This window comes from Variovorax sp. PEI5 (genome assembly GCF_056679935.1).
In genome coordinates this window covers 327514-352494 of sequence record NZ_JBWXPH010000002.1, presented here as the reverse complement: position 1 = coordinate 352494, position 24981 = coordinate 327514, and the positions used below count along the sequence as shown (strand labels likewise).

The following is a 24981-nucleotide window of genomic DNA, read 5'->3' as shown; positions in this document are numbered from 1 at the left end:
CTCCGGTCGTACCCGGAGCCCGTCACCATGTCCTTCAATCTCCGCCAGATCGAGGTCTTCCGCGCGGTCATGATCACCGGCTCCATCCGCGGCGCCTCGCAGCTGCTGTTCGTCTCGCAGCCGGCGGTCAGCCGGTTGCTCTCGCACACCGAGGCGCGGGTCGGCTTCCCGCTGTTCGAGCGCATCCGGGGTCGGCTCTTCGCCACGCCGGAGGCCAAGAAGCTGTTCCACGAGGTCGAGCTGGTGTATGCCGGCGTCAAGCGCGTGAACGAGCTGGCGCGCGAACTCCACGACCACCAGGAGGGCATCCTCAACCTGGTCGCCAGCCCCAGCGTCGGCCAGGCCCTGATCCCGATGGCGATGGCCGAATACCGCCACACCAACCCCCAGGTCAAGCTGACCTTCCACTACCTGAGCCATGCGCCGCTGGTCGAGCGGCTGGTCAACCGGCAGGCCGACCTGGCCGTGACCATCCTGCCCGTGAGCCATCCCAACCTGGAGATGGAGCCGCTGGGCAGCGGCCGGCTGGTCTGCATCTGCCCGTACAACCACCCGTTGGCGCGGCGCGCCACGCTCTCGGTGGCCGACCTGCTGCCGTTCCCGCTGATCTCGTACGACCGCGAGTCGCCCTTCGGCGCCATGGTCGGCGCGCTGTTCGAGGCCAGCGGCGAGACCGTGCGCGCCGCCATCGAGGCCGGCTCGCCGCAGAACGCCTGCGCCCTGGTGCAGGCCGGCGCCGGCATCGCGCTGGTCGACGAGTTCTCCTCGCGCAGCTGGGCGCAGAGCAAGTTCGTGGTGCGTCCGGTGCTCAACGCGCCGGTGCTGGAGGCCACCCTGGTGCGCCTGCGCACCGAACCGATGTCGCAGCTCGCGCAGGGCTTCGTCGAGGTGCTCCAGGGCGTGATGCGGCGCGAGGGTTTCCGCAGTCCGACGCCCGAGCCTTAACACGGTGTTAATGACGGTGCTCAAACTGTCACACGACATCGCCGGGGCCCGTCGGAATAATGGCTGCATGACCGGCACCTCCTTCGACCTCACGATCCGCCATGGCCGCATCGGCAACGCCGACGGCACCCGGCAGGCAGACATCGGCGTGCGCGACGGCGTCATCACCGCGATCGAGCCCGGCCTGCCGGCCGGCGCGAGCGACGTCGATGCCACCGGCTGCTGGGTGCTGCCCGGCGGCATCGACAGCCATTGCCACATCGAGCAGCGCTCCGGCATGGGCGTGATGTGCGCCGACGACTTCTATTCGGGCACCGTGTCGGCGGCCTTCGGCGGCACGACGACGATCCTCTCGTTCGCGGCGCAGCACCGCGCCGACAGCATCCCCGAGGTGGTCGCGGCCTATGGCGCCCTGGCGCGCGAGAAGGCCGTGATCGACTATGGCTTCCACCTGATCCTGACCAACCCCGACGAGGTCGCGCTGCGCGAGCACCTGCCGCGGGTCATCCGCGACGGCATCACCTCGCTCAAGGTCTACATGACCTACGACAAGCTGAAGCTCGACGACTACCAGCTGCTGGAGGTGATGTCGGTGGCCGGGGAGGAGGGCGCGCTGGTGATGATGCACGCCGAGAACCACGACATGATCCGCTGGATCGCGCATCGCCTGCTCCAGCGCGGCCACGTGGCGCCCAAGTACCACGCCGTGGCGCACGACGCGCTGGCCGAGTCGGAGGCCACGAACCGCGCCATCGCCCTGGCGCGGCTGGCCGACGTGCCGGTGCTGATCGTGCACGTGGCCGGGCGCGAGGCGGTCGAGGTGATCCGCGATGCCCGGCGCCTGGGCGCGGCGGTGTATGCCGAGACCTGCCCGCAGTACCTGTTCCTGGAAGCCGCCGACAGCGACCTGCCGGGCCTGGAGGGCGCCAAGTTCTGCTGCAGCCCGCCGCCGCGCGACGTCGATTCGCAGGAGGCCGTGTGGGCCGGGCTGAAGGACGGCACGCTGGGCGTGTTCTCGTCGGACCACGCGCCCTATCGCTTCGACGCCTCCGGCAAGCTGCCCCGGGGCGACGCCACCACCTTCAAGGAGATGGCCAACGGCGTGCCGGGCATCGAGTTGCGCCTGCCGCTGCTGTTCTCCGAGGGCGTGATGAAGGGCCGCATCTCCATCGAGGAATTCGTCGCCCTGACCTCGACCCACCATGCCCGCATGTACGGCATGGCGCCGCGCAAGGGCGCCATCGCGGTCGGCGCCGATGCCGACTTCGCGGTCTGGAATCCCGAGCGCCGCGTCACCGTGAGCGCGTCGATGCTGCACGACAACGCCGGCTACACGCCCTACGAGGGCCGCGAGCTGCGGGGCTGGCCCGAGCAGGTGTTCAGCCGCGGCCGCTGCGTGGTGCGCGACGGCGCGCTGCAGGTCGAGCGCGGCAGCGGCCGCTACATCGCGCGCGGCCGGCCCGAGCCGCTCGCGCAGCGGCCAGCCGCCTCGGCCGAGCGCGGGCGCTTCAGCGATCTGGTCGGGCTGCGGCGCGGCCTCTGAGCCGCCGGCCTCCCGATCCTCCCGGCCCCGGACCGGCACGCGCCGGCCGTGCGCCCCGGCACCCGCATCCGCATCCGCAATCCGCATCCGCATCCGCATCCGCATCCCTTCCCGACGCATCCCTCAGGAGTTGAACCATGAAGTCCCCGATCCTTCCTTCGTGCCTGCGCGCCGTTCCGGTCGTGCTGCTGGGCCTCGGCGCCAGCGCGGTCCTGGCCCAGGCGCCGCTGCGCACCGCCGTCGACGCCACCTTCGCGCCGCACGCCATGACCAAGCTCGGCGGCGGCCTGCAGGGCTTCAACGTCGAGCTGGGCGAGGAACTGGCCAAGCGCCTGGGCCGCAGGATCGAGATCGAGGGCGCGGAGTTCTCCGGCCTGGTGCCCGGCCTCAACAGCCGCCGCTACGACTTCCTGGTCGCCCCGGTCACGGTGACGCCCGAGCGCGCCAAGTCGCTGCTGTTCACCGAGGGCTACCTGGACACCGACTACACCTTCCTCGGTGGCAAGTCGGCGCCGCCCGTCGTCAAGCTCGAGGACCTCAAGGGCAGGACCGTCGCGGTCAACAAGGGCTCCAACTACGAGGGCTGGGCGCGCGACAACGCCGAGAAGTACGGCTTCAAGTACGACGTCTATGGCGCCAATGCCGACGCGGTGCAGGCGGTGCAGTCCGGCCGCGCCGACTACAACCTGGCCGGCACCACGGTGGTGGCCTGGGCCGCCAAGCAGAACCCGGCGCTCAAGACCAGCTACACCATCAAGACCGGCCTGGTGTGGGCGCTGCCCTTCCGCCTGGACGACAAGGCCGGCCGCGATGCCGCCTCCAACGCGCTCAAGTGCATGAAGCAGGACGGCACGGTCGCCAAGCTGGCGGTGAAGTGGTTCGGCTTCCAGCCCGCGCCCGGCGATGCCGCCGTGAAGATCGCCCCGGGCACCGGCGTTCCCGGCACCGAGGGCTACGACCCGACCCCCGTCACGCCCAAGTGCGCCTGACATGCCGATGCTGGAGATCGCCGGACTGCGCAAGTCGTATGGCGCCACCGAGGTGCTGCGCGGCGTCGACCTGCGGGTCGAGGCCGGCGAGCTGGTGTGCGTCATCGGGCCGTCGGGGTCGGGCAAGAGCACCATGCTGCGCTGCTGCAACCTGCTGGAGACACCCAGCGGCGGCCTGATCGTCGCCAACGGCCACGAGGTGACCTCGGCCACGGTCGACATCAACCGCCTGCGCCAGGACGTCGGCATGGTGTTCCAGCAGTTCAACCTCTATCCGCACCTGAGCGCGCTGGACAACGTCGCGCTGGCCCTGCGCCGGGTGCAGCGCCGGCCCCGGGCCGAGGCCGAGGAGCGCGCCCGCGCGGCGCTGGAGCAGGTCGGCCTGGGCGCCAAGACCAAGGCCTTCCCGTCCGAGCTCTCCGGCGGCCAGCAGCAGCGCGTGGGCATCGCCCGCGCGGTGGCCCTGGCGCCGCAGGTGATCCTGTTCGACGAGCCCACCAGCGCGCTCGACCCGGAACTGGTGGAGGACGTGCTCAACGTCATGCGCGGCCTGCGCGAGCGCGGCATGACCATGCTGGTGGTGACGCACGAGATGGCCTTCGCGCACGCGGCGGCCGACCGCGTCGTCTTCATGGATGGCGGCGTGGTGGTCGAGCAGGGCACGCCGGCCCAGGTCTTCGAGCACCCGCGTGAGGCGCGTACCCAGGGTTTCGTGGCGCGCTACGGAGCGCGACGCCCATGACGCCGGTCGACAGCGGCTTCCTCTTCACCTTCTTCAATCCCGAGGTGGCCCGGCAGTACGCGCCGGTCATCGCCTCGGGCGCGCTGGTGACCGTGGGCGTGGGCGCGGCGGTGGTGGCGACCGGCACGGCGCTGGGCCTCGTGCTGGCGGTCGCACGGGCGCTGGGCTCGCGCGCGCTGGCGCTGCCCATCGTGGCCTTCGCGGACATCATGCGGTCGCTGCCGCCGCTGGTGGTGCTGATCGTCCTGTACTTCGGGCTGCCGGCCCTGGGCCTGCCGTTGTCGGCCTTCGCCGTGACCTGGCTGTCGCTGTCGCTGGTGCTGGCCGCCTATGCCGAGGAGAGCATCTGGGCCGGCATCTCCGCCGTGCCGGCCGGCCAGCTCGAGGCCGCGCGCTCCACCGGCCTGCGCTGGTGGGGGGCGATGCGCTGGATCGTGCTGCCGCAGGCCCTGCGCCGCGCGGTGCCGCCACTGACCAACCGGGTCATCTCGATCACCAAGAACACCGCGCTGGGCTCGGTGGTGGCGCTCAACGAGATCCTCAACAACGCCCAGGGCGCCAGCAGCCACGCCGGCAACCCGACGCCGTTGATGATGGCCGCGCTGGCCTACGTGGTGGTCTTCCTGCCGCTGGTGGTGGCCTCGCGCTGGCTCGAACGCCACTGGGGACGGAGATAGCCCATGGACAGCCTGATCCAGAACTTCTTCAACCTCGAGGTCTACGCGGCGGTGCTGCCGCACCTGCTCAACGGCCTGTGGACCACGGTGTGGCTGTCGGCGCTGGTGATCCCGCTGGGCGCGGTGGCCGGCCTGGCCCTGGCGCTGGGGCTGACCCAGTCCGAGCGCCGCGCGGTGCGCTGGTCGATCGTCGGCTTCATCGACTTCTTCCGCGCCTTTCCGCCGCTGGTGCTGCTGATCCTGATCTATTTCGGCGGTCCGTTCCTGGGCCTGGAGCTCCACAAGATCGCGGCGGTGGCGCTGGCTTTCGTGCTGAACAACGCCAGCTACTTCGCCGAGGTGTTCCGCGCCGGGCTCGAGGGCGTGGCCCGGGGCCAGATGGAGGCCGCGCGCTCCACCGGCCTGACGCGCGCCCAGGCGCTGCGCCACGTGGTGATCCCGCAGGCGATGCGCAACGTGCTGCCCGACCTGGTGGGCAACTGCATCGAGGTCGTGAAGCTCACCAGCATCGCCAGCGTGGTCGCCATGCCGGAGCTGCTGCGCAACGCGCGCGATGCCCAGTCGCTGGTCTACAACCCCTCGCCCGTGATGCTGGCCGCGCTGATGTACCTGGCGCTGCTGTGGCCGCTGACGCGCTGGCTCGGCCGGCTCGAGCACCGCCGCGCGCGCGCCTAGGCGGCCGGCCGCCCGCCATCCGCCCGCCCGCCCGTCCTCCCCATCTCCCGTTCCCCCGTTCCAAGGAATCCGATGACCCCCGAAAAGATCAGCGAGACGTCGAAGGGCGTCTACATCATCGCCGCCACGCCGTTCACCGACGAGGGCGAGCTCGACCTCGCCAGCACCGACAGCCTGACCGACTTCTACCTCGACAAGGGCGTGACCGGCTTCACCATCCTGGGGATGATGGGCGAGGCGCCCAAGCTGACCGAGGCCGAGACCCTGAGCGTGATGGACCGCGTGCTGCGGCGCGTGGCCGGCCGCGCGCCGGTGGTGGTGGGCGTGAGCCACGCCTCCAACCGCCATGTCGAGCGCCTGTCGAAGACCGCCATGGACCAGGGCGCGGCCGGCGTCATGCTGGCGCCGGTCGCCAACCTGAAGACCGACGACCAGGTCTACCACTACTACGCCGGCGTGCTGCGATTGCTCGGCGAGCGCGTCCCGGTCTGCCTGCAGGACTTCCCGCAGGCCACCGGCGTGCACATGTCGGTGGCGGTGGTGCAGCGGCTGATCGACGATTTCTCGCAGGTCGTGATGTTCAAGCACGAGGACTTCCCCGGCATGCGCAAGCTCAGCGAGCTGCGCGCGCAGGCCACCGCCGCCGGCCGGCGCCGCCTCAGCGTGCTGGTGGGCAATGGCGGGCTGTTCCTGCCGCAGGAGATGCTGCGCGGCGCCGATGGCGCCATGACCGGCTTCGCCTATCCGGAGATGCTGGTGCAGGTCTGCGCCCTGTTCGCCCAGGGCCGCGCCGAGGAGGCCGAGGACCTGTTCGACGTCTACCTGCCGCTGCTGCGCCACGAGTTCCAGTACGGCATCGGCCTGGCGCTGCGCAAGGAGACCCTGAAGCGGCGCGGCGCCATCCGCTCGGCCCACGTGCGGCGGCCGGGCCCCGTGCTCGACGCCACCGACCTGGCCGAACTGGGCCGGCTGATCCAGCGGCTGGAGGACCGGTTGCGCGAGCGCGGCCTGGCGGCCTGAGCGGTGGCGTGGGCGGTGGCATGGGCGCCCGGCCGGAGGCGACAGCATCCGGTGGCCGGAGTCGTTAGGATCGCTCGACCCTTCCGGCTTCGCCACGGACCGGTCCGCTCGGCGGGCCGTCACGTGCGCCCCCCGCTCCATGAATCCTTCCCGCTCCCATCCCGGCGCCGATCGCGCGATCGCTGGCGCCATCGTCGTGCCCGAACCCGTCGCGTTGCCGGCCGTGCCGGTCGAGCCGCCTTCCATGGCGACCACCGACGCCGCGCCCGCCCGCTCGCGCGCCCGCCGTCTGCTGCTGGGCGCCTCGGTGGTGCTGATCGCCTTCAACCTGCGGCCGGTGTTCTCCAGCCTGTCGGTGGTGCTGCCGGACATCGTGGCCGCCACCGGCCTGTCGGCCGCCGGCGCCAGCGCCTTGACCACCCTGCCGGTGATCTGCCTGGGCCTGTTCGCCATGCCGGCGCCGGCCTGGGGGCGGCGCCTGGGACTGGAGCGCGCGCTGCTGGCCTGCATGGTGGCGATCACGTTGGGCACCGCCCTGCGCGGCAGCGGCCATGTGCCCTTGCTGTTCGTCGCCTCGGCGCTCGCCGGCATGGGCATCGCGGTCAGCAACGTGCTGCTCTCGGGCCTGGTCAAGCGCGATTTCGCCCATCGCAGCTCGCTCATGATGGGGCTCTACACCATGGCGGTGTGCGGCGGCGCGGCCAGCGGCGCCGGGCTCACGGTGCCATTGCAGCATGCCATCGGCGCGCAATGGGCCGGCGCGCTGGCGCTGTGGGCGCTGCCGGCGCTGGTCGCCACCCTGCTGTGGGCGCCGCAGGCGCTGGCCGCCGGCGGGCCCGCCGGGGCCGTCGCGCAGGCCCGGCCACCCAGCCTGTGGCGCGATCCGCTGGCCTGGCAGGTGACGCTGTTCATGGGACTGCAGTCGGCGCTGGCCTATGCGGTCATGGGCTGGATGGCGCCGATCCTGCGCGAGCGCGGCCTGGCCGCCGCCACGGCGGGCTACGTGGTGTCGGTGTCGGTGCTGACGCAGCTCGCGATCTGCCTGGTGCTGCCGGCGCTGGCGGCGCGCTGGCGCGACCAGGTCGCGCTCGCGGTCGGCCTGTCGGTGCTGACCCTGGCGGCGATGCTGGCCTGCATGTTCGCGCCGCTCGGCGGCATCTGGGTCTGGGCCGTGGCGCTGGGCATCGCGCAGGGCGGGACCTTCTCGCTGGGGCTGACCCTGATCGTCATGCGCTCGCCCGATGCGCGCACGGCGGCGCAGCTCTCGGGCATGGCGCAGGGCGTCGGCTACCTGGTGGCGGCGGCCTGCGGCCCCCTGCTGGTGGGCCTGCTGCGGGCCTGGACCGGCAGCTTCCATGCCTCGGCGGTGCTGTTCGTCGTCATCGGCATCGCCCTGGTGGCGGCCGCCTTCGGCGCCGGGCGGGCCCGCTTCGTCGGCCAGGCACCGGAGCCGGCGCGCGGCGCGCGCTAGGCGGCCGCCACGGCGGCTGCGGCTTTCGCGCGCGTGTCGCTCCGGCCGCCGTCATCCACCCCTTTCCTCACGCGTTTCCTCACCCGTTCCTTCAACCGTTCACCCACTCGCTTCCTTCACGACGATGACATCCAGCTCCCTCGCTTCCTCCGCCGCTTCCGCTTCCGTGCCCGCTTCCGTCACCCGGATGCCGCTCGCCGCGCGTCCGTTCCTTCTCGCCCCCGGCCTGCTGGCCGGCGCGGCGCTGCTGGCCGCCACCTCGGCGCTGGCCCAGGCCACCGATCCGGCCGCCGAGGTCCGGCGCGTCCTGGCCAGTCCGGCCTTCGGCAAGGCCGTCGCCACGCTCGACCAGGAGCATGGCCGCATCGTCGAGGACGGCGTGCGGCTGACCGAGATCCCGTCGCCGCCCTTCGGCGAGAAGGCGCGCGCGCAGGAGTTCGAGAAGATGCTCAAGGCCGTGGGCCTGGCCGACGTGCGGATCGACGCCGAGGGCAACGTGACGGGCCTGCGCCGCGGCACGCGCGGCGATGGCAAGGTGGTGGTGATCTCGGCCCACATGGACACCGTGTTCCCCGCCGGCACCGATGTCAAGGTCAAGCGCCAGGGCACGCGCCTGGCGGCCCCGGGCATCGGCGACGACACCATGAGCATGTCGGTCCTGCTGGGCTTCGCGCGCGCCATGAAGGCCGCCGGCATCGGCACCCGCGACGACATCCTGTTCGTCGGCACGGTGGGCGAGGAGGGCCCCGGCGACCTGCGCGGGGTGCGCCACCTGTTCACCCAGGGTCCCTACAAGGACCGCATCAAGGCCTTCTTCTCGGTCGAGTCGGGCGATGTCAACCGCATCACGCACGGCGGGGTCGGCTCCAAGCGCTACCGGGTGACCTTCAACGGCCCCGGCGGCCACAGCTTCAATGCCTTCGGCGTCGTCAATCCGATGTTCGCGCAGGCCGAGGCCGCCGCCGCGTTCTCGCGCATCCAGGTGCCGGCCACGCCCAAGACCACCTACAGCATCGGCCTGATCGGCGGTGGCACCTCGGTCAACTCGATCCCGCTGGAGAGCTGGATGGAGGTCGACATGCGCTCCGAATCGGTGACCGAGCTCAAGCGCGTCGAGGACCGGCTGCTGAAGATCGTCCAGGAGGCGGCCGAGGGCGAGAACTTCGCCCGCTCGACCAAGGAGGGCCGGATCACGGTCGACGCCAAGCTGATCGGTGACCGACCGGCCGGCAGCACCGATGTCAAGTCCGACCTGGTGCAGTTCGCCAAGGCGGCGATCGAGGCCGGCGGCTACAAGGTGGCCTATGGCTGGAGCTCGACCGACTCCAACATGCCCATGAGCCTGGGCATCCCGGCCATCACCATCGGCCGCGGCGCGCCCGACAAGAGCGGCCGCATCCACTCGCTCGACGAATGGCTCGACGTCGAGAAGGAACCCATGGTGAAGGCCATGGCGACCAGCCTGAGCATCGTGCTGGCGGCCACCGGCATGGAGTGATGGGGTGAGGCGGGTGCGTCAGGGCGTCGGCGCCGGCGCCGCCCCGGGTGCGTCGCCGTCGTCGTCCTCCTCCGGCTGCGGGCCCAGGGGATCGACCGGCGGCCAGCGGCCCTCCTGCGAGCGCTGGCCGAACCAGCGGTGCATGGCGGCATCGTCGACCGCGTACTCGCCGCGCGCCGATTTCCACACCAGCGCGGGCGAGCGCTCGCGCAGCGATTCCAGCGCGCGCTGCGCCATCTGCGGCGTGACGCGGGCGCTGGCCTGCGCGCGATAGAAGCGCAGCGCCTCGCCGTCGTAGGGCCGGAAGCGCGGCCCCTGGTCCAGCAGCCGCCACAGCACCGCCTGCTCCAGCGGGCGCAGCGCCAGGTACTCGGACTCCATCTGCGCCTCGTCGTCCTGCTGGCGTCGCAGCGCCGCCTCCTGCACCGCACGCTCGAAGCGCACCTCGCCCAGGTCGGACAGCGGGCTGAGCGCCTGCCCCAGCGCTTCCATGAAGAACTGCGGCCGATGGCCGAAACGCTCGAAGGCCGTCCACAGCGCCGTGGTGTCGACGGGCGCCAGCGAGGGCCGCTGCGTGGTCACCAGGCGCGCGACGTGGGCGATGAAATCCTGCCCCAAGGGCGGCATGCGCGAGATCTGCGAGCCATAGAACGGAGCGCCGCTGGTGTTGACCAGCCGCAGCAGCTTGTCGCGGTCCGAGCCCGACATGACCAGCATCAGGTTGACCTGGCCCGGCCGGTTGAGCTGGTCGCGGGCCGACTTGAGCGCCGACATCGTGGCCTCGCCGGCCACGCTGGTGAGCGCGTGCTGGGCCTCGTCGACGATCAGCGCCACCGGGGCGCCGGCGGTCTCGTGCAGCACGCGCAGGGCATCGGGCAGGGTGATGCCGTCGATGCGGCCGACCTTGCCGACGTCGAGCTTGAGGGCGCCGGCGACGGTCACGCTCTCCAGGCCGGCCGCCTTGGCGACCCGGCTCACCACGCCCAGCCGGGGCGCCAGGGCGCGGGCGATGGCATCGGCGATCAGCAGGCCCGGATCGCGCCGGGGATCGGCCCACAGGTCGACATAGGCGACCACCGCGCCGCCGGCCTCCAGCGCCGGTTTCAGGTCGCCCTGCAGGAAGGTCGATTTGCCGGTGCGGCGCGGGGCGGCCAGGAACAGGCCGTTGTGGGCATCACCGAAGACGGTCTCGCCGCGCAGGGCGGCGACGAGGTCCTGGGCCAGGGCGGGACGGGGGAAATGGATCACTTTATCCCTGTTTATCTTGGATTCGATAATTTACCCCAGATCCCGTAAGATCCGATAAAACCAACAGCAGGAGATCGACCGATGGCTTCCGATTCCGCCGCCGACCGCCCGCCATCCGCCCGGGGAGAGGGCGCGGCCTTCGACCTCGAACGCTTCGTGCAGGCCCAGGATCCCGTCCTGGCGCAGGTGCTGGACGAACTGCGCGCCGGCCACAAGCGCAGCCACTGGATGTGGTTCGTCTTCCCGCAGCTCGCGGGCCTGGGGCGCAGCGCGATCGCGCGCCACTATGGCCTGGCGGACCTGGCGCAGGCGAGGGCGTATGGCACCCATCCGGTGCTGGGGCCGCGCCTGCGAATCTGCTGCGAAGCGATCCTCGCCCATCCGCAGCGCAGCGCGCACGCGATCCTCGGCTCGCCCGACGATCTCAAGCTGTGCTCCTGCGCGACGCTGTTCGAGCGCGCGCTGCCGGAGGAGCCGGTGTTCGGCCAGGTGCTGACGCGCTTCTACGGCGGCACCCGCGACGCGGCGACGCTGGCATTGCTGGAGGGTCGGGCCGCCTCGTGAGCGCAGGGCGCCCCGACGACGCCGTGACGCCATCCCCGTCGGCATCGGCAACTCACGACCTCCACGGATTCGGTGAAATGCTGCTATCGGCATAGGTTGGTGCGTTGGGGACCGGACACGTCCAGCCGCCACCGCCACCCGATCGCCACCCGGTCACGAGCTCCGGTCCGCCATCAACCGGCCGCCAGCTCCGCCAGCAGCCACTGCCGGAACGCCAGCAGCCGGGGGCTGGCGCGGTCGGCCTTGCGGTAGCAGAGGAAGTGCGTCTGGCGCTCGATGCGACGGAATGCGGGGCCGTCGATCACCACCAGCCGGCCCTGCGCGAGCTCGGCCTCGGCGAAACGCGTGCTCTCCAGCGCGATGCCCAGGCCATCGACGGCCGCCGCCAGCGCCATCGAACCCCGGTCGAACGACGGCCGGGCGCGGCCGGGCAGCTTCAGCCCGTTGAGCCGCCACCAGTCCGACCAGCGCACCGGATTGAGCCGCGACTCGATCAGCGTGAAGCGTCCCAGATCGGCCGGCCGTTCGACCGGCGGGCCGCTGGCGAGGAGGGCGGGCGCGCACATCGGCAGCGTCGACTCGGCGCCCAGCGCCTCGACCGCGATGCCGGCGCGCGCGCCCGGCTCGCCATAGGCGATGTCGACGTCGACATCGCCGCGCTCGAGTTGCGCCGGCTCGGCACTCGACGTCAGGCCGATGGTGATCGCGGGGTGGGCCTGCATGAACTGCGCCAGGCGCGGACCGAGCCACTTGGCGGCGAAGCTGGGCGCGCAGTGGACCGCCAGCTCGGTGCGCTGCGCCGCCGGCCGCAAGGCCGCGCAGGCATCCTCGATCTGGTCGAAGGCGATCGAGAGTTCCTGCAGCAACCGTCGGCCGTCGTCGGTCAGTGCCACGCGGCGCACGTGGCGCGTGAAGAGCGGCCGGCCGAACCACTGCTCCAGCGCGCGGACCTGGTGGCTGATGGCCGAGGGCGTCTGGCTGAGTTCTTCGCCGGCCTGCGTGAAGCCGCCCTGGCGCGCCGCGGCCTCGAAGGCGCGCAGCGCCGAGAACGATGGAAGCTGTCTCATGGAGTCGACCCTGGAATGCGATGGATGAAATTATTTCACCTGTCGATGAAAAGTCGTCGTTTGTCAACGCGGCGCGGGCTCCGGATCATCGGCGCCACTGTTTTCCCAGGAGATCCTCCCATGCTCGACACCGCCAAGCGCATTTCCGTCTACCAGCCCGAACAGCTCGGGCTCAAGTTCCCCGAACTGCCATCCTTCGCCACCCCTGCCGAGGAGCGCCGGCACCGCAAGGAGCGCCTGGTCGCGGCCTGCCGCGCCTTCGCCCAGCAGGGCTTCGACTACGGCTTCGCGGGCCACCTGACCATCCGCGACCCGGAGCGCCCGCACCTCTACTGGACCAACCCGATGTGCGTGCATTTCGCGCAGGTGAAGATGTCCAACCTGATCCTGGTCGACCACGATGGCAAGGTGGTGGAGGGCGACCATGCCGTCAACCGGGCCGGCTTCGTGCTGCACGCGGCGGTGCACGAGGCGCATCCCGACATCCTGGCCATGTGCCACGCGCACACGGTCTATGGCACCGCCTTCGCCGCGCTCGGCAAGAAGCTGGAGCCGATCAGCCAGGACGCCGCCGCCTTCTTCGAGGACCACGTCGTCATCGGCGACGAGGCCGGACAGGTGGCCGTGGAGGTCAAGGCCGGCAACAAGGTGGCCAACGCGTTCGCCGGGGTGAAGGCGGCGATCCACCAGAACCACGGTCTGCTGACGGCCAGCCGCCACAGCATCGAGGCGGCGGCCTTCTGGTTCATCGCGCTGGAACGCTGCTGCCAGCAGCAGTTGATGGTCGATGCCACCGGCATCACGCCGCGCCTGGTGTCGCCGGAGCGCTCGCGCTACAGCCGCGAGCACGTGGGCAGCGAGTACATCGGCTGGCTGCACTTCCAGACGATCTACGGCCAGCTCGCCCAGAGCCAGCCCGACATGTTCGAGTGAGGCGGGCGGCGCGGCCCGCCGCGCCATGCCCCCCGCACCGCACCGCACCGCATTCATAACGACGGAGACGAACCCCATGAACACCACCACCCTGACGCCCGGGGCGGCGGTCGAGACGCGCGCCGAGGACGCGGTCTACGCCCGCGTCACCTGGCGCCTGATCCCGCTGCTCTTCATCTGCTACGTTGCCGCCTACCTGGACCGCGTGAACGTCGGCTTCGCCAAGCTGCAGATGCTCAACGACCTGAAGTTCAGCGAGGCCATCTAGGGGTCGCCTCAGAAAACGGAAAATAAAGCACGCTAAGCCGGTTGCAGCGGTCGTAGCGGCCTGAACTTGCCCGCGCCGATCTTGGCGCTGCTGCGCCAGAGGTAATCGCCGGTGAGGTTGATGTGCTCCCAACCGAGCGGCGACAGGTACTGCAACAGCGCGTCATCAACGGCATGGCCGTTGCCACGCAGCGCGTGCGCAGCCCGTTCCAGATAGACCGTGTTCCACAACACGACGGCAGCCGTTACCAGATTGAGGCCGCTAGCCCGGTAGGGGTCTCCTCGTTTTCAGTGCAATAAGTGACGGTACGAAAAGCTAGCACTGGCGCGGAGGTGGTGTTGGTAGATCGTTGATTTCATTGACTTTCCTGTTCACTTTCAAATCTGCGATTCGTGGCGTCAAACCGTGGTCGGTTTCATCCATTGGTGCCAGTTATCGATGCATTTGGCCGCGAAGGCAGGATTTGGTCAGCATAGCGGTCAACCGGGAAGCGAAACACACCCCGCAAGTTGATGCTCTCCAGCCTGGTGGGCGCAATCTTCCCGATCAGTTCCGGTGGAATGACCTGGCGGCGGTTCGACCAGCGATCCAGGACCGCCTGCATCTGTGAGGTATTCCACGCCATCACGATGTTGGCCATCAGGCTCAACGCATCGGCCACAGCCTGCATTTCATCGACACGTTTGGCCTGCGCCGGGCTGATCCGGCCGGTATAAATGGCGCGCTTGAGGGCGTTAACAGCCTCGCCCCGATTGAGCACCCGGCGCAACTCGTTCCTGAAAGCGTCCTTGACAAAGTAGTCAGCCAAAAACGCCGTACGCAGCAACCGCCCCAATTGCACGCCAGCCTCATAGATTGGATCGCCCTGGGCGGCAGAACCGAACCGCGCAAGAGCTGCCACCGCACTGGCATGTCCGCTCATGACCGAGGCTGCCAGGTGCACCAGACTATCCCAATGCTTTTCGATCAAAGCGACGTCGACATTGGCTTCGCACACCGCAGCGATTTCTGCGGGCACTTTGGTGCCGCGTGGCACAAAGAGGTGGCGCTGTTTGAGTTCCTTCAACCGCGGGCAAAGATCAAAACCAAGCAAACGGGCATGTGACATGGCAAAGTCGGTGTAGCCATGGGTATCCACAGCAAGCTGGCTGGTCTCCAGCTTTTCTTGGCGGATGACACCTTCAATGGCCACGCCCGCCTGGCGCTCATTGAGCACAAAGGGCTGCGCATGGAAGATGCCCCACCGGTCTTTTACATGGGAGTAGATTCCAATGGAAGGTGTGTTGCGCCGAGGATCAAGCCGGGCTTGCCACACCCGTTTGGTGGTCTCCATGCTCATCATGTCAGAAGATGCCAAATCGGACCGCCCCCAGGTGGCGGCAATCGGGTGTCGCTGCATGAATTCCAGCACAGCCTGGCAGGCCTGGCTCAGACGCCGTTCGTCCCGCGCCCAGCGCATGGCCTGGCGAATGCTGGTGGCAAACAATTGCGGAATCATGCGCGCGCATTCGACCGCAGTCAGACTGGTGCCGTGGGCCATGATGCCGGCATAGACCATCAGCAGCTCGTCGGTAGAGCGCGGCTCACGTCCGAGCATGATCCAGCTAAAGCGCACCTGGGCGTCAACGGCCAGAATCACTTCCGGCAATTGAACCTCACCGATGCGGTGATCCAAAGCCGCGCGCAGCTTGGTCACTTCTGGGTCTTCGTCCTCTGCGGGCAATGGCGACAAATGGAGTTCATCATCCACGCGCAGTACGCCACTGCGGGCTGCAGCGGCCACCGCATCGACACCGGCAGTTACTCTGGCCAGCAAAGGCTTCAAGAAAGTGGCAGCCTTGCTGGGTAACGATAGACGGGCATAGTGTTTCTTGGACTCTGCCTGCCAACGCTCGTCCGTGAAGAACAAGCGCGCACGACCCCGAAAGCTCAGGCTGTGCTCAATCCAGACCGAGCCATTGCGCACCGCGCGGCGCAGGGCAAACAGGGTGGCCACCTCCAACGCCTGAAACGCCCGTTCCCGGTCTGGGCTGGAGATCGAAACCTGCCAGATCATTCCCAGACTTGGTGCCACCACTTCAACTGGCAGCTTTCTGGATCCTTTGAGATATAAAGCTTGCAGCTTGGCAAGGTACTCGATGGCAGGATGCTCGCCGGTGGCCTGCCAGGGCAGCTTTGCAATGGCGACGAGCAACGACCGCACGGGGCGAATTCCATCAATCAATCCCTCGCGGACCAGGGAGGCCCTGCTCGGTGGTTTGCGTTTCTGGGTTTCGGTGATCAAGGCTTCAAGACGGGCACGCAACTCAGCATCTGGCACCGCACCTTGCGCGCTCAAGGCAACAAGTTCGCCGAGCAGCGTTTTGTACATTGCGGCCCAATTGACGGTAGCGGGGACATCGGCGGCAGCCTGACGCCACAGATCGGCGATCCGGCGCTGCACCATAAGGATCAACTGGTCTGTGGTGGTGAACAGGCAATACCGAAGAAAGCATGCGACCTCCACGGTGCGCGCTGGCTCTTTGATCTTGGCTCCGGCTGAGGGCGGCCTGGAGACAAGTCGGCGCGCGTAGCGGCGCAAGATGAGATCGGGGATGTCTGCCAGGTGCTTATGAACGTCCAGCGTGTAAAGCAGGTCGATGCGCTCCAGTACCTCGCTGATTTGGCGGGTTGAGTGTTTCGCCGGTGCAGCCCATAGCCAACTCTGCTGGGTTTGTCCATCTGGGCGCAGCTCTGAAACTGAGGCTCGCCAGCGATCAAGTGTTGCTGGATCAACGCTGGCGGCGATGGCGGTGCCTGTTTCAACTTCAAGCTGGGCAAGTGCCGCCGCAATCAGTGTCCGAATTGCCCGCTCGTGCACGATCACCAGCTTGTTCTTGTACAGCCATTGACGCGCCCGCACGAGTACTGGAATTACCCGAAAGGCACCGAGCAAACGCCCACTCATGCGCAGGAAACCAATATGGAGCGCCAGACCAAGCTTGTGGGAATCACCTCGGCGTGCATTGATTGCGTCGCGCTCGGCACCATCGAAGGTGAAAAATGCCTTCATCTCGAAGTCGCTGATATCGCGGGGGAGCCCACGCATCCCCAAAAACGTTGTGTGCCAACCCTGCATCGTGAACCTCAAAAGTGGGAGGCCACCATACCCGTTTACAAAGCGAACAGGAAAGTCAATGAAATCAACGGTCTACCCAGACCACCCCCGCGCCAGTGCTAGCTTTGCGTACCGTCACTTATTGCACTGAAAACGAGGAGACCCCGATCCTGAAGATTGCTTGCGCCTTGAACTTGGAGGAGTCGACGAGGACATTGACGGACTGGGCCGCGTCCACGAAGGCTCGATTCATCGCTGACTCCTCGGGCGTCAGCATGCCGATGCCCCCGGTCGCGGAGATCCCGTGGACGCCCAGGAAGGCCGCTCTGACCGTGATGTCCTCGAATGCACCTGTTTCGAGGCGGCCCACACTCGTCATCTTCTGAAAGTCCACGGTGCCCTGCAGGAGATGGACAGTGGCGTTTCTGCTCTTGGCCAGCTCCATGGCGACGGTCAGTCCGTTGGTGACGACATGAAGGTGGTGATGACCTCGCAGAGCTTCCGCGAGGTGCCTGCACGTGGTACCGCCGTTGATGAGGATGCAGTCGCCGTCCGACACTGATTGCGCGGCCAGCTCCGCGATGGCTCGTTTCTCGCGGTAGTTTTCCCTCTCGCGCTCCGCGTAGCTAACACTCTCGTACCGCGCCCAACCCTCTGCATACACCTCATTGCCGGGAATCGCGCCCCCTCGCGTGCGGGCCAGCACGCCACGCTCCTGCAATTCGATGAGGTCACGGCGGACAGTGATCGGCGATGTCTGAAAACGCTCCGCCAGCACGCTGACTTCGACGACGCCGCCCCCTTGCAAAAGGGCGACGATTTCTTTCTGGCGAGCTGCTTTGAGCATCTGTTTTCTTGCATTTCAGGACGGTTGACGCGCCACGCGCGCACGGGATCGATGCGGAAACTGTACCGCCCGTATTTGTCATGAGTTTGACTCATCATGTTCGTAGCATTCAGGACATGAACACTAACGATCAAATACGAACAGTCGTCTTTGATGTCGATGGAACCCTTTTCGACACCTTGCCCACCCTCGCAGCCGCGGCCAATGAGGTGCTTGTGCTCGCCGGATTGCAGGCCGTCGAGCCGCAGCATCTTCGTCCTGCCTTGAGCCAGGGCATCACCGCCCTCTTCCAGAGCGCGCTCCGGCTTCAGGCCGCGTCTGTGCCGCTCGCGTTGGGGTCGCGACTCGAAGATGCCTTCGCGCACCGCTACGCATCGCACTGGCTGCACAAAACTGTGGCATACGACGGCGCTCTCGATCTGCTGTCGATGCTTCGTTCGCAGCGCATCGCACTGGGCATTTGCACGAACCGCGATCAAGGCTCCACACGCACGCTTCTGGACAAGGCAGCGCTGACCGGCTTCTTCGACGCGATCGTGGGCCTGGGCGACACCGAGCATCCCAAGCCGGACGCCGCGCCGTTGCACCTCGCACTGACCCAGTTGGGCGGGACGCCGCGGACAGCGCTGTTCGTCGGGGACTCCGGCATTGACGCAGCGTGTGCCCAGGCGGCTGGCGTACGGCTGGCGGCCCATCTCGGCGGCTACGCCGCGGCGCCCGACGACTTGCGCCCGTGCACCGTGGCGTTTTCGGGCTACGCAGAGTTTCACAGCTGGATGGCCGCCCGGACATCGACTCAGTCAACGGCGGAGACGAACGACCATGTCTGACATCCAGATTTCCGGCCTGACCAAACGCTTCGGCAACGCTGCCGTTCTTCAGGAACTCGACCTGACAGTGCGCGACGGCGAATTCCTCACCCTGCTGGGCGCGTCCGGTTGCGGCAAGTCCACCTTGCTGAAGCTGATCGCCGGCCTGGACACGCCCGACACCGGCACGATCCGCATGGGAGACCGCGACCTGCTCGCCCTGTCACCCAGCGCACGGGACTGCGCGATGGTGTTCCAGTCCTATGCGCTGTACCCGCACATGACCGTGCGCGAGAACATCTCGATGCCGCTGGTGATGCGCGGCCTGGGGTTCTGGGGTCGCCTGCCGGGGGCACGCCTGGTATCCCCCGGGGTGCGCCGCCGGCTCGCCGACATCCATGCCAGCGCACATGAAGTGGCCCGGCGACTCGCCATCGACGGGTTACTCGATCGTAAGCCGGCGCACCTGTCGGGCGGCCAGCGCCAACGCGTCGCCCTGGCGCGCGCGATGGTTCGCCACCCCTCCGTGTTCCTGTTCGACGAGCCCCTTTCTAATCTGGACGCCAACCTTCGCCATGCGCTGCGTGCCGAGATCCGGCAGCTTCACGACCAGTTGGGCGTGACGTTCATCTACGTCACGCACGATCAGCACGAAGCCATGTCCATGTCGGACCGTGTGGCGGTCATGCGCGAAGGCCGCATCCTTCAGGTGGCGCCACCCGAAGATCTGTACATGCGGCCACAAAGCCTCGAGGTGGCTCGATTCGTCGGCGCACCGCGGATCAACGTCGTGCCGGGCGACATCCTCGCCAATGGCGAGATCCATTGCCTGGCGCAACGCATCGCAGATACCGCGGGGAACGGCGGGCCCTGCCGTGTCGCCTTCCGGCCGCAGGCTGTCACCTTGGCAAAGGCGCCGGGCCTCACCGTGCGCGGCGTGGTTGGCCATGTGGAATACGCGGGTGCCGAATTGATGGCCACGCTGACCCTGCCGAGCCAGGGGGAAGCCTGCATCGTCTGCCTCCCGGCTGGCACGGCAGCGCACGCAGGGGCCGAGTTCGAGGTCACGGTCCCGTGGGAAGCCCTGCATGTCTTCGACGCCGGCGGCCAGCGCATGTCGATCGGTCGATGCGACACCCTGAAGCGAGTGGCCTGAAAGCCGAGCATGCGCGCCCATCCTCTTTCCACCGTTTCACTTCTCGCGCCCGCGGGCCTTCTTGCGACGCTTCTGCTGTTCATACCCGTCCTTGCCGTATTTCTGATGTCGCTGACCGATTGGCAGTTCGGCGCCACCACCCTGAACTGGGTCGGCCTGCAGAACTACGCCGAACTCTGGTCGGACGCGGTGTTCCGCAAGTCTGTGGCCAACACCCTTGTCTACCTCGTCCTGGTCACCGGGGGATCGATCACGCTGGGCCTGAGCCTCGCCTTGTTGATCGAATCCGATCGATCGGGACGCGGCTTCTACCGCACAGCCTTTTTCATGCCGGCCGCATCGACGCTGATCGCAATGGCGGTCGTGTGGGAATTCCTGCTGCATCCGAGCGCCGGGCTCGTCAATCACCTGCTCCAGCAGGTCGGCGTCGCACCCCAGAACTGGCTCAACGACCGCCACCTCGCGCTGTACTCGGTCGCCGCGATCGGCATCTGGCAGATGTCGGGGCTTGCCCTGGTGTTCTTCCTGGCCGGGCTGCAAGGAATCCCCCGCGACGTGCGAGATGCGGCGGAACTCGACGGCATCGATCGCCCCTTCGATCGATTCCGCTTCGTCACCTGGCCGTTGCTGGGCCCTACCACCTTGTTCGTCATCACTGTCTGCGCCATCCGCGCCCTGCAGGTCTTCGACACCGTCCATGTGCTCACCAAGGGCGGGCCGAACAAGGCCACCGAAGTGCTGCTGCACACCATCTATGCGGAGGGGTTCAGCTTCTTCCGCATGGGTTACGCCAGCGCCATGACGGTGGTCTTCATCGCCGGCATCTTCCTCTTGACCCAGATCCAGCACGCCGCGCTGGAGCGCAGGACGCACTACGCATGAAACCTCCTTCCCCTTCCTTTCGGATTCTTCGCCACGTGGTGCTGATGGCCGTGGCCCTGGTCTTCCTGATGCCGTTCATCTGGATGGTGCTGACCTCGCTCAAGCCTGCCGACGAAATCTTCGGCAGCGAGATTCATCTTTTTCCGACGCGCTTCGCTGCAGTGGAGAACTACACCCTCGCGCTAACCAAGGTCCCCTTGCTGCGCTACCTGTGGAATGGCGTGCTCGTCTGCGCGGGCATCCTGGTGCTGCAGATCCTGGTGGCACTGCCTGCCGCCTACGCCTTTGCCAAGCTGTCGTTCCGTGGCAAGCCGTGGGCTTGGCGCTTGGTGATGCTGGCGCTCATGGTGCCATACCAAGCCACGGCCATCCCCCTCTACGTAATGCTGTATCACGCCGGTCTGCTCGACTCGATGGCCGCGCTCATCCTGCCTTTCAGCGTGTCCGCGTTCGGCATCTTCCTGATGCGGCAGTTCTTTCGCACCGTGCCCGACGACCTGATCCACGCCGCGCGGCTCGACGGCATGGGTGAGTTGGAGATCGTCTGGCGCGTGATGCTGCCCACGGCCATGCCTGCCTTGCTGGCGTTCTCGATCTTCTCGGTGGTCTGGCATTGGAACGACTACTTCTGGCCACTGCTGGTCATCAATTCACCCCATCTGGCGACGCCGCCGTTGGGAACCATGTTCTTCCGCAATGAGGAAGCAGGCAGCGCGTTCGGTCCGCTGATGGCCGGCACGGTGCTGATCACGGCGCCGCTGGTGCTGTTGTTCGTCGTCGCGCAAAAGCGCTTCATCGAAGGTGTGACGCTCACCGGCGTCAAAGGTTAAACCGCAAGGAATCAAGCAATGAAACAACTGTTTAAGAAAACCGCCGCACTGGCCGTGTTAATGACCACCGGCCTGGCACAGGCTCAGCAACCGACTGAGATCGTGATCGACTACGCGTACGCTGATCTCTTCAAAGAGGTCCATGAATCAATCGCAAAAGACTTCATGGCGAAGTTCCCCCAGTACAAGGTCACGTTCCGTGCGCCCACGTCTGACTACGAGGTCGCGGCACAACAGGTTCTGCGCCAGGCCGTCACGGGCCAGCTCCCCGATGTGTCTTATCAGGGCCTCAATCGTCAGCGCGTGTTTGCCGACCGTGGGCTCGCTGTCGACCTGACGCCCTTCATCAAGGCGGAGAAGGGCTGGGCGGGGATGGGTTACGACCAAGCGTTGCTTTCACTGGGGCAAGTCAAGGGTCAGCAGGTCGGCATCGGCTTCGCGCTGTCTACACCCGTCATCTACTACAACGCCGACCTGATGCGCAAGGCGGGCGTGGAGCCCGATCGCTTTCCCATGAACTGGGATGCCATCATGAACGCGGCCAAAAAGTCGAAGGCGGCAACGCCCGGCACCGAGAGCCTTCACGTCGAGTGGGACATCACGGGCAACTGGATGTGGCAGGCGCTGGTCTTCAGCAACGGCGGCACCATGTTGACCGCCGACGAGAAGAAGGTGGCCTTCGACGGCCCCGCAGGCAAGGCCGCCATGCTGACCCTCGAGCAGCTCGTCAAGCAGGGTGAGATGCGCAACATCTCCTATTCGGCCGCCTTGCAGGACTTCGTGAGCGGCAAGCTCGCGGTACTGGTGACAACCACTGCGCGCCTGGGCAGCATCACGAAGCAGGTGGGAGGCAAGTTCGAGATTCGTACCGCCCGCATGCCCGTTGCCAAGGACGGCCGACTGCCGGCCGGCGGCAATGCAGCGATGATGTTTTCCAAGGATCCTGCCAAGCAGGCCGCTGCTTGGGAATACATCAAGTTCGCCACCGGCCCGCTGGGCGCGACGACCATGGTCAAGGCAACCGGCTACTTCCCGGCCAACACGTTGCCAGCGACCGACCCGAACCTGCTTGCGCCCTTCTACAAGGCAAACCCCAATCATCTGACCGCCATCGCGCAGATGCCGGTACTCACCGGCTCGTACGCGTTTCCGGGTGACAACGGCTTCAAGATTACCGACGTAATCAAGGATCACCTCCAGACCGTGGTTTCGCAAGAGGTGCAACCCGCCGTTGCCCTTAGCGAGATGAGCAAGGCCGTCCAGGCATTGCTGCCGCGCTGAGTGCAAGGCACGACCATGCACAAGTTCATCCACATCACGGACATTCATCTTGTCGAGCAGGGTCGCGCCCTCTACGGCCATGACCCCGGCAAACGGTTCGAGCGCTGCATCGACAGCGTGATCGCCGAGCACGCGGACGCAGCGTCTTGCGTGATCACGGGCGACCTCGCACATGTCGGGCACCCGGACGCCTACCGCCAGCTGTCGGAGCAATGCGCGCGGTTGCCAATGCCGGTTCATCTGATTCTCGGCAACCACGACAGCCGGACCAACTTCCGCGAGCGCTTCCCACAGGTGCCGGTGGACAGCAATGGGTTCGTCCAGTACGAGCAGGCCATCGGGAGGTTCAGGGGTCTGTTTCTGGATACCAACGAACCGGGAACGCATTGCGGCGTCTTCTGCGAGCAACGGGCAAACTGGCTTTCCCAGCGCTTGGCGGAGGATGATTCACCGGTGCTCCTGTTCATGCATCATCCGGCATTCCACCTTGGCATCCCGGTCGCGGATCGAATCGGATTGGTCGACAACGAATGGTTGCTGACAGCACTGAAGGGCCACGCGCATCGCATCAAGCACCTGTTCTTCGGCCACATCCACCGGCCCATCTCGGGCACCTGGCGCGGCATCCCCTTCTCGACTTTGCGCGGTACCAACCATCAGGTGGCACTGCACCTTGGGGAATCCGAAGACATCCCGGGAAGCTTCGAGCCACCACAGTACGCCGTCGTCCTGCTCGACGACGATTCGGTGATCGTGCACCTGCATGACTTTCTCGATCGCAGCGAGAGATTCTGGCTAGGCGCGTAGGCGCGGATGCAGAGGCGGCCCTTGGTCCAGTGCCGTGAAGTCGATCCTGCCGACTCTGCAGGCGATTCAAGCCTCAATCAAGGGCCGAAGCGGGCCCTAAGAAATCGTAGTGCACCTGCCGGACGGGCACGCCCAGCGTGCGCCGCGAGCGCTGCGCACGCTGCACGAAAGGCTTCGACCCGAGGAAATAGCTGTCGGTGCCGCACCCCCGTTGGCTCACTCTCCAGTCGGCGCCAACAACTCGACCTACGAATTAAGAGTCTTCGCTACCTCGATTTCTAAAGAATCTCAAAAAGTTGGAAAAATCCAGCATCCATGCGAGTTTGCGGTTGATTGAGGCTACTGAACTGTTCTCGCAGGTTCCCCTTTTATGTGAAGTATTCGCGGCATGATTACACGGGCTTTACACGTGAGCCGCGGGCGAAACCTGCTGCTGGCCTAATGGCACTCTCCGAGCAGAATCGAAGCGCTTTACCTTGCGAAAGCGGTGCTAACGTGCTTTTGTGTTCCAGATCTGTGAGGGCCATGACTCCAAACGGCCAACTGCGGGTCTTCGAAATTTGAAACTGGTTGATTGCTACCTGGGTCAAATAAGTCTCCCTGTTGTTCCCATTTCATTGCAGCGACAAATGCGACGGCAGGGCTTGACCTGCAGATTCAGGCCACTTCGAAATGCCTGTCTGAGATTGACTGGATTGACATGACACTCTTTCGGAACGTTGCAGTTTTAGCTGGGGTTTTGGGATCGCTGCTTGGTGCCGGCAGCTTTCCGGCGCAAGCGCAAGAGCTAGCGTACGTCGCTGGAGTGCCCAGCGCCGACGGCATCGGCAAACGCTACCTGGGTCGCGAGATCGCACAGGTCATGGGGTGGCAAGGAGCGCCATGGCTCGAACGCCAGGAACGGGAGAAGGAAGAACGTACCGACCTTCTCCTGGATGCGCTGGAGTTGAAGCCAGGCATGGTGGTTGCCGACATCGGCGCTGGTACCGGCTACCTGTCCCGTCGCATGGCGCGCCTGGTCGCCCCTTCCGGCAGAGTCCTGGCGGTCGATGTGCAACCCGAGATGGTCGCGCTTTTGCGCCAGGCTGCGGAAGCCGAAGGCATGCGCAATATCACGCCTTCATTGGGTACTGAAAACGATGCCCGTCTGGCGCCGGGGTCCGTCGACCTGGCGATCATGGTCGACGTGTATCACGAGCTGTCTGCTCCGTATGAGATGCTCAGGAGTGTGGTGCAGTCGCTCGCGCCCGGCGGGCGGGTCGTTTTCGTGGAGTACAAGGCGGAAGATCCCGCAGTACAGATCAAGCAGCTGCACAAGATGACGGAAAGGCAGATCCGCCGGGAAGCGGAAATCCTGCCGTTGCAGTGGGTGCGTACAGACGCGAGGCTGCCGTGGCAGCACGTCGTCATTTTCCGAAAGAAATCCTGAACTGCAGAGCTTTGGCGAGTGCAAGCTTCTTGGCCTTGGCGGGTAATCTTCAGTTCGTCGGATCGAGCACCAAACGCGCATTTAGGTCGTCGACGAGCCAAATGACGGCGGATCCAGGCGGATCCAATGCTTGATTAAACGCCGCCATCGTCAAGACGAAACCTGCCGGCTTGATGTCATCGACGTTCAGAGAAACCTAGATG

22 protein-coding genes and 2 pseudogenes are annotated in these 24981 nt (G+C 66.7%); 19 read left to right on the top strand and 5 right to left on the bottom strand.

What is annotated here, in order from left to right; translation table 11 throughout:
- Positions 1-27 precede the first annotated feature (27 nt).
- The 9 genes from AC1MLT_RS18095 (at position 28) to AC1MLT_RS18055 (ending at position 9560) form a co-directional block, all read left to right on the top strand.
- On the top strand, positions 28-945 hold the full coding sequence (locus AC1MLT_RS18095; protein ID WP_481035471.1) for a LysR family transcriptional regulator: 918 nt from the start codon (positions 28-30) through the stop codon (positions 943-945).
- Between the two features lie 67 nt (positions 946-1012).
- Positions 1013-2488 carry a dihydropyrimidinase gene (gene hydA / locus AC1MLT_RS18090; RefSeq protein ID WP_481035470.1) on the top strand — a complete coding sequence of 492 codons (1476 nt, stop codon included), beginning with the start codon at positions 1013-1015 and terminating at the stop codon, positions 2486-2488.
- A gap of 137 nt (positions 2489-2625) precedes the next feature.
- Complete coding sequence (locus AC1MLT_RS18085; RefSeq protein WP_481035468.1) at positions 2626-3477, top strand: transporter substrate-binding domain-containing protein; 852 nt, start codon at positions 2626-2628, stop codon at positions 3475-3477.
- 1 nt (position 3478) lies between these two features.
- The gene (locus AC1MLT_RS18080) at positions 3479-4219 is read left to right on the top strand and encodes an amino acid ABC transporter ATP-binding protein (protein ID WP_481035467.1); all 741 of its coding nucleotides are present in this window, start codon (positions 3479-3481) and stop codon (positions 4217-4219) included.
- Positions 4216-4896, top strand: coding sequence for an amino acid ABC transporter permease (locus AC1MLT_RS18075; protein WP_481035465.1), 681 nt, complete (start codon positions 4216-4218; stop codon positions 4894-4896). The genes AC1MLT_RS18080 and AC1MLT_RS18075 overlap by 4 nt, the downstream gene beginning before the upstream one ends.
- Before the next feature lie 3 nt (positions 4897-4899).
- Positions 4900-5571: an amino acid ABC transporter permease gene (locus tag AC1MLT_RS18070; protein ID WP_481035464.1), complete on the top strand. Its 672-nt coding sequence runs from the start codon at positions 4900-4902 to the stop codon at positions 5569-5571.
- Between the two features lie 72 nt (positions 5572-5643).
- Positions 5644-6591, top strand: a complete 948-nt coding sequence (locus AC1MLT_RS18065; RefSeq protein ID WP_481035463.1) for a dihydrodipicolinate synthase family protein — start codon at positions 5644-5646, stop codon at positions 6589-6591.
- A 139-nt stretch (positions 6592-6730) separates the two neighbouring features.
- The gene (locus tag AC1MLT_RS18060) at positions 6731-8062 is read left to right on the top strand and encodes a CynX/NimT family MFS transporter (protein ID WP_481035461.1); all 1332 of its coding nucleotides are present in this window, start codon (positions 6731-6733) and stop codon (positions 8060-8062) included.
- Positions 8063-8249: 187 nt separating this feature from the next.
- The gene (locus tag AC1MLT_RS18055; RefSeq protein WP_481035846.1) at positions 8250-9560 is read left to right on the top strand and encodes a M20/M25/M40 family metallo-hydrolase; all 1311 of its coding nucleotides are present in this window, start codon (positions 8250-8252) and stop codon (positions 9558-9560) included.
- Between the two features lie 18 nt (positions 9561-9578).
- Here AC1MLT_RS18055 and AC1MLT_RS18050 read toward each other — a convergent pair whose 3' ends face one another.
- On the bottom strand, positions 9579-10808 hold the full coding sequence (locus AC1MLT_RS18050) for an ATP-binding protein (RefSeq protein ID WP_481035459.1): 1230 nt from the start codon (positions 10806-10808) through the stop codon (positions 9579-9581).
- A gap of 81 nt (positions 10809-10889) precedes the next feature.
- Here AC1MLT_RS18050 and AC1MLT_RS18045 point away from each other — a divergent pair, with 81 nt between their 5' ends.
- Complete coding sequence (locus AC1MLT_RS18045) at positions 10890-11372, top strand: DUF1810 domain-containing protein (protein ID WP_481035458.1); 483 nt, start codon at positions 10890-10892, stop codon at positions 11370-11372.
- A gap of 173 nt (positions 11373-11545) precedes the next feature.
- On the opposite strand, the gene AC1MLT_RS18040 is transcribed toward AC1MLT_RS18045, so the two are convergent.
- Positions 11546-12439 (bottom strand): LysR substrate-binding domain-containing protein, encoded by an 894-nt coding sequence (locus AC1MLT_RS18040; protein ID WP_481035456.1) that lies wholly within the window; start codon positions 12437-12439, stop codon positions 11546-11548.
- 120 nt (positions 12440-12559) lie between these two features.
- Here AC1MLT_RS18040 and AC1MLT_RS18035 point away from each other — a divergent pair, with 120 nt between their 5' ends.
- A complete protein-coding gene (locus AC1MLT_RS18035) occupies positions 12560-13372 on the top strand; it encodes a class II aldolase/adducin family protein (protein ID WP_481035455.1) in 813 nt (270 codons plus the stop codon).
- 76 nt (positions 13373-13448) lie between these two features.
- A pseudogene (locus AC1MLT_RS18030) lies at positions 13449-13637 on the top strand (MFS transporter); the annotation flags it as partial.
- 35 nt (positions 13638-13672) lie between these two features.
- On the opposite strand, the pseudogene AC1MLT_RS18025 reads toward AC1MLT_RS18030, so the two are convergent.
- From AC1MLT_RS18025 to AC1MLT_RS18015, 3 genes and pseudogenes are all read right to left on the bottom strand, one after another.
- Positions 13673-13912: pseudogene (locus AC1MLT_RS18025) on the bottom strand (Tn3 family transposase); the annotation flags it as partial.
- A 143-nt stretch (positions 13913-14055) separates the two neighbouring features.
- Complete coding sequence (locus tag AC1MLT_RS18020; RefSeq protein WP_274923531.1) at positions 14056-16758, bottom strand: Tn3 family transposase; 2703 nt, start codon at positions 16756-16758, stop codon at positions 14056-14058.
- Positions 16759-16876: 118 nt separating this feature from the next.
- A complete protein-coding gene (locus AC1MLT_RS18015; RefSeq protein WP_274923534.1) occupies positions 16877-17584 on the bottom strand; it encodes a DeoR/GlpR family DNA-binding transcription regulator in 708 nt (235 codons plus the stop codon).
- 116 nt (positions 17585-17700) lie between these two features.
- Between AC1MLT_RS18015 and AC1MLT_RS18010 the strand changes: the two genes are divergently transcribed.
- The 7 genes from AC1MLT_RS18010 to AC1MLT_RS17980 all read left to right on the top strand — a co-directional run bounded on the left by AC1MLT_RS18010 (position 17701) and on the right by AC1MLT_RS17980 (position 24778).
- On the top strand, positions 17701-18414 hold the full coding sequence (locus AC1MLT_RS18010; RefSeq protein WP_051723375.1) for an HAD family hydrolase: 714 nt from the start codon (positions 17701-17703) through the stop codon (positions 18412-18414).
- Entirely contained in the window at positions 18407-19549 is a 1143-nt protein-coding gene (locus AC1MLT_RS18005; protein ID WP_029309264.1) for an ABC transporter ATP-binding protein, read from the top strand. Before AC1MLT_RS18010 ends, AC1MLT_RS18005 begins: the two co-directional genes overlap by 8 nt.
- Before the next feature lie 9 nt (positions 19550-19558).
- The gene (locus AC1MLT_RS18000) at positions 19559-20431 is read left to right on the top strand and encodes a carbohydrate ABC transporter permease (RefSeq protein WP_029309265.1); all 873 of its coding nucleotides are present in this window, start codon (positions 19559-19561) and stop codon (positions 20429-20431) included.
- A complete protein-coding gene (locus AC1MLT_RS17995; protein ID WP_165091848.1) occupies positions 20428-21261 on the top strand; it encodes a carbohydrate ABC transporter permease in 834 nt (277 codons plus the stop codon). The genes AC1MLT_RS18000 and AC1MLT_RS17995 overlap by 4 nt, the downstream gene beginning before the upstream one ends.
- Positions 21262-21279: 18 nt before the next feature.
- Positions 21280-22542 (top strand): ABC transporter substrate-binding protein, encoded by a 1263-nt coding sequence (locus tag AC1MLT_RS17990; RefSeq protein WP_481035452.1) that lies wholly within the window; start codon positions 21280-21282, stop codon positions 22540-22542.
- A 15-nt stretch (positions 22543-22557) separates the two neighbouring features.
- A complete protein-coding gene (locus AC1MLT_RS17985) occupies positions 22558-23349 on the top strand; it encodes a phosphodiesterase (protein WP_029309111.1) in 792 nt (263 codons plus the stop codon).
- 700 nt (positions 23350-24049) lie between these two features.
- Positions 24050-24778: a class I SAM-dependent methyltransferase gene (locus tag AC1MLT_RS17980; protein ID WP_031942805.1), complete on the top strand. Its 729-nt coding sequence runs from the start codon at positions 24050-24052 to the stop codon at positions 24776-24778.
- Positions 24779-24981: the final 203 nt, after the last annotated feature.

Excerpts from the sequence above, each read along its gene's own strand:
- AC1MLT_RS18095 (WP_481035471.1), top strand. The coding sequence starts at position 28 with ATGTCCTTCAATCTCCGCCAGATCGAGGTCTTCCGCGCGGTCATGATC.
- hydA (WP_481035470.1), top strand. The coding sequence starts at position 1,013 with ATGACCGGCACCTCCTTCGACCTCACGATCCGCCATGGCCGCATCGGC.
- AC1MLT_RS18085 (WP_481035468.1), top strand. The coding sequence starts at position 2,626 with ATGAAGTCCCCGATCCTTCCTTCGTGCCTGCGCGCCGTTCCGGTCGTG.
- AC1MLT_RS18080 (WP_481035467.1), top strand. The coding sequence starts at position 3,479 with ATGCCGATGCTGGAGATCGCCGGACTGCGCAAGTCGTATGGCGCCACC.
- AC1MLT_RS18075 (WP_481035465.1), top strand. The coding sequence starts at position 4,216 with ATGACGCCGGTCGACAGCGGCTTCCTCTTCACCTTCTTCAATCCCGAG.
- AC1MLT_RS18070 (WP_481035464.1), top strand. The coding sequence starts at position 4,900 with ATGGACAGCCTGATCCAGAACTTCTTCAACCTCGAGGTCTACGCGGCG.
- AC1MLT_RS18065 (WP_481035463.1), top strand. The coding sequence starts at position 5,644 with ATGACCCCCGAAAAGATCAGCGAGACGTCGAAGGGCGTCTACATCATC.
- AC1MLT_RS18060 (WP_481035461.1), top strand. The coding sequence starts at position 6,731 with ATGAATCCTTCCCGCTCCCATCCCGGCGCCGATCGCGCGATCGCTGGC.
- AC1MLT_RS18055 (WP_481035846.1), top strand. The coding sequence starts at position 8,250 with ATGCCGCTCGCCGCGCGTCCGTTCCTTCTCGCCCCCGGCCTGCTGGCC.
- AC1MLT_RS18045 (WP_481035458.1), top strand. The coding sequence starts at position 10,890 with ATGGCTTCCGATTCCGCCGCCGACCGCCCGCCATCCGCCCGGGGAGAG.
- AC1MLT_RS18040 (WP_481035456.1), bottom strand. The coding sequence starts at position 12,439 with ATGAGACAGCTTCCATCGTTCTCGGCGCTGCGCGCCTTCGAGGCCGCG.
- AC1MLT_RS18035 (WP_481035455.1), top strand. The coding sequence starts at position 12,560 with ATGCTCGACACCGCCAAGCGCATTTCCGTCTACCAGCCCGAACAGCTC.
- AC1MLT_RS18020 (WP_274923531.1), bottom strand. The coding sequence starts at position 16,758 with ATGCAGGGTTGGCACACAACGTTTTTGGGGATGCGTGGGCTCCCCCGC.
- AC1MLT_RS18015 (WP_274923534.1), bottom strand. The coding sequence starts at position 17,584 with ATGCTCAAAGCAGCTCGCCAGAAAGAAATCGTCGCCCTTTTGCAAGGG.
- AC1MLT_RS18010 (WP_051723375.1), top strand. The coding sequence starts at position 17,701 with ATGAACACTAACGATCAAATACGAACAGTCGTCTTTGATGTCGATGGA.
- AC1MLT_RS18005 (WP_029309264.1), top strand. The coding sequence starts at position 18,407 with ATGTCTGACATCCAGATTTCCGGCCTGACCAAACGCTTCGGCAACGCT.
- AC1MLT_RS18000 (WP_029309265.1), top strand. The coding sequence starts at position 19,559 with ATGCGCGCCCATCCTCTTTCCACCGTTTCACTTCTCGCGCCCGCGGGC.
- AC1MLT_RS17995 (WP_165091848.1), top strand. The coding sequence starts at position 20,428 with ATGAAACCTCCTTCCCCTTCCTTTCGGATTCTTCGCCACGTGGTGCTG.
- AC1MLT_RS17990 (WP_481035452.1), top strand. The coding sequence starts at position 21,280 with ATGAAACAACTGTTTAAGAAAACCGCCGCACTGGCCGTGTTAATGACC.
- AC1MLT_RS17985 (WP_029309111.1), top strand. The coding sequence starts at position 22,558 with ATGCACAAGTTCATCCACATCACGGACATTCATCTTGTCGAGCAGGGT.
- AC1MLT_RS17980 (WP_031942805.1), top strand. The coding sequence starts at position 24,050 with ATGACACTCTTTCGGAACGTTGCAGTTTTAGCTGGGGTTTTGGGATCG.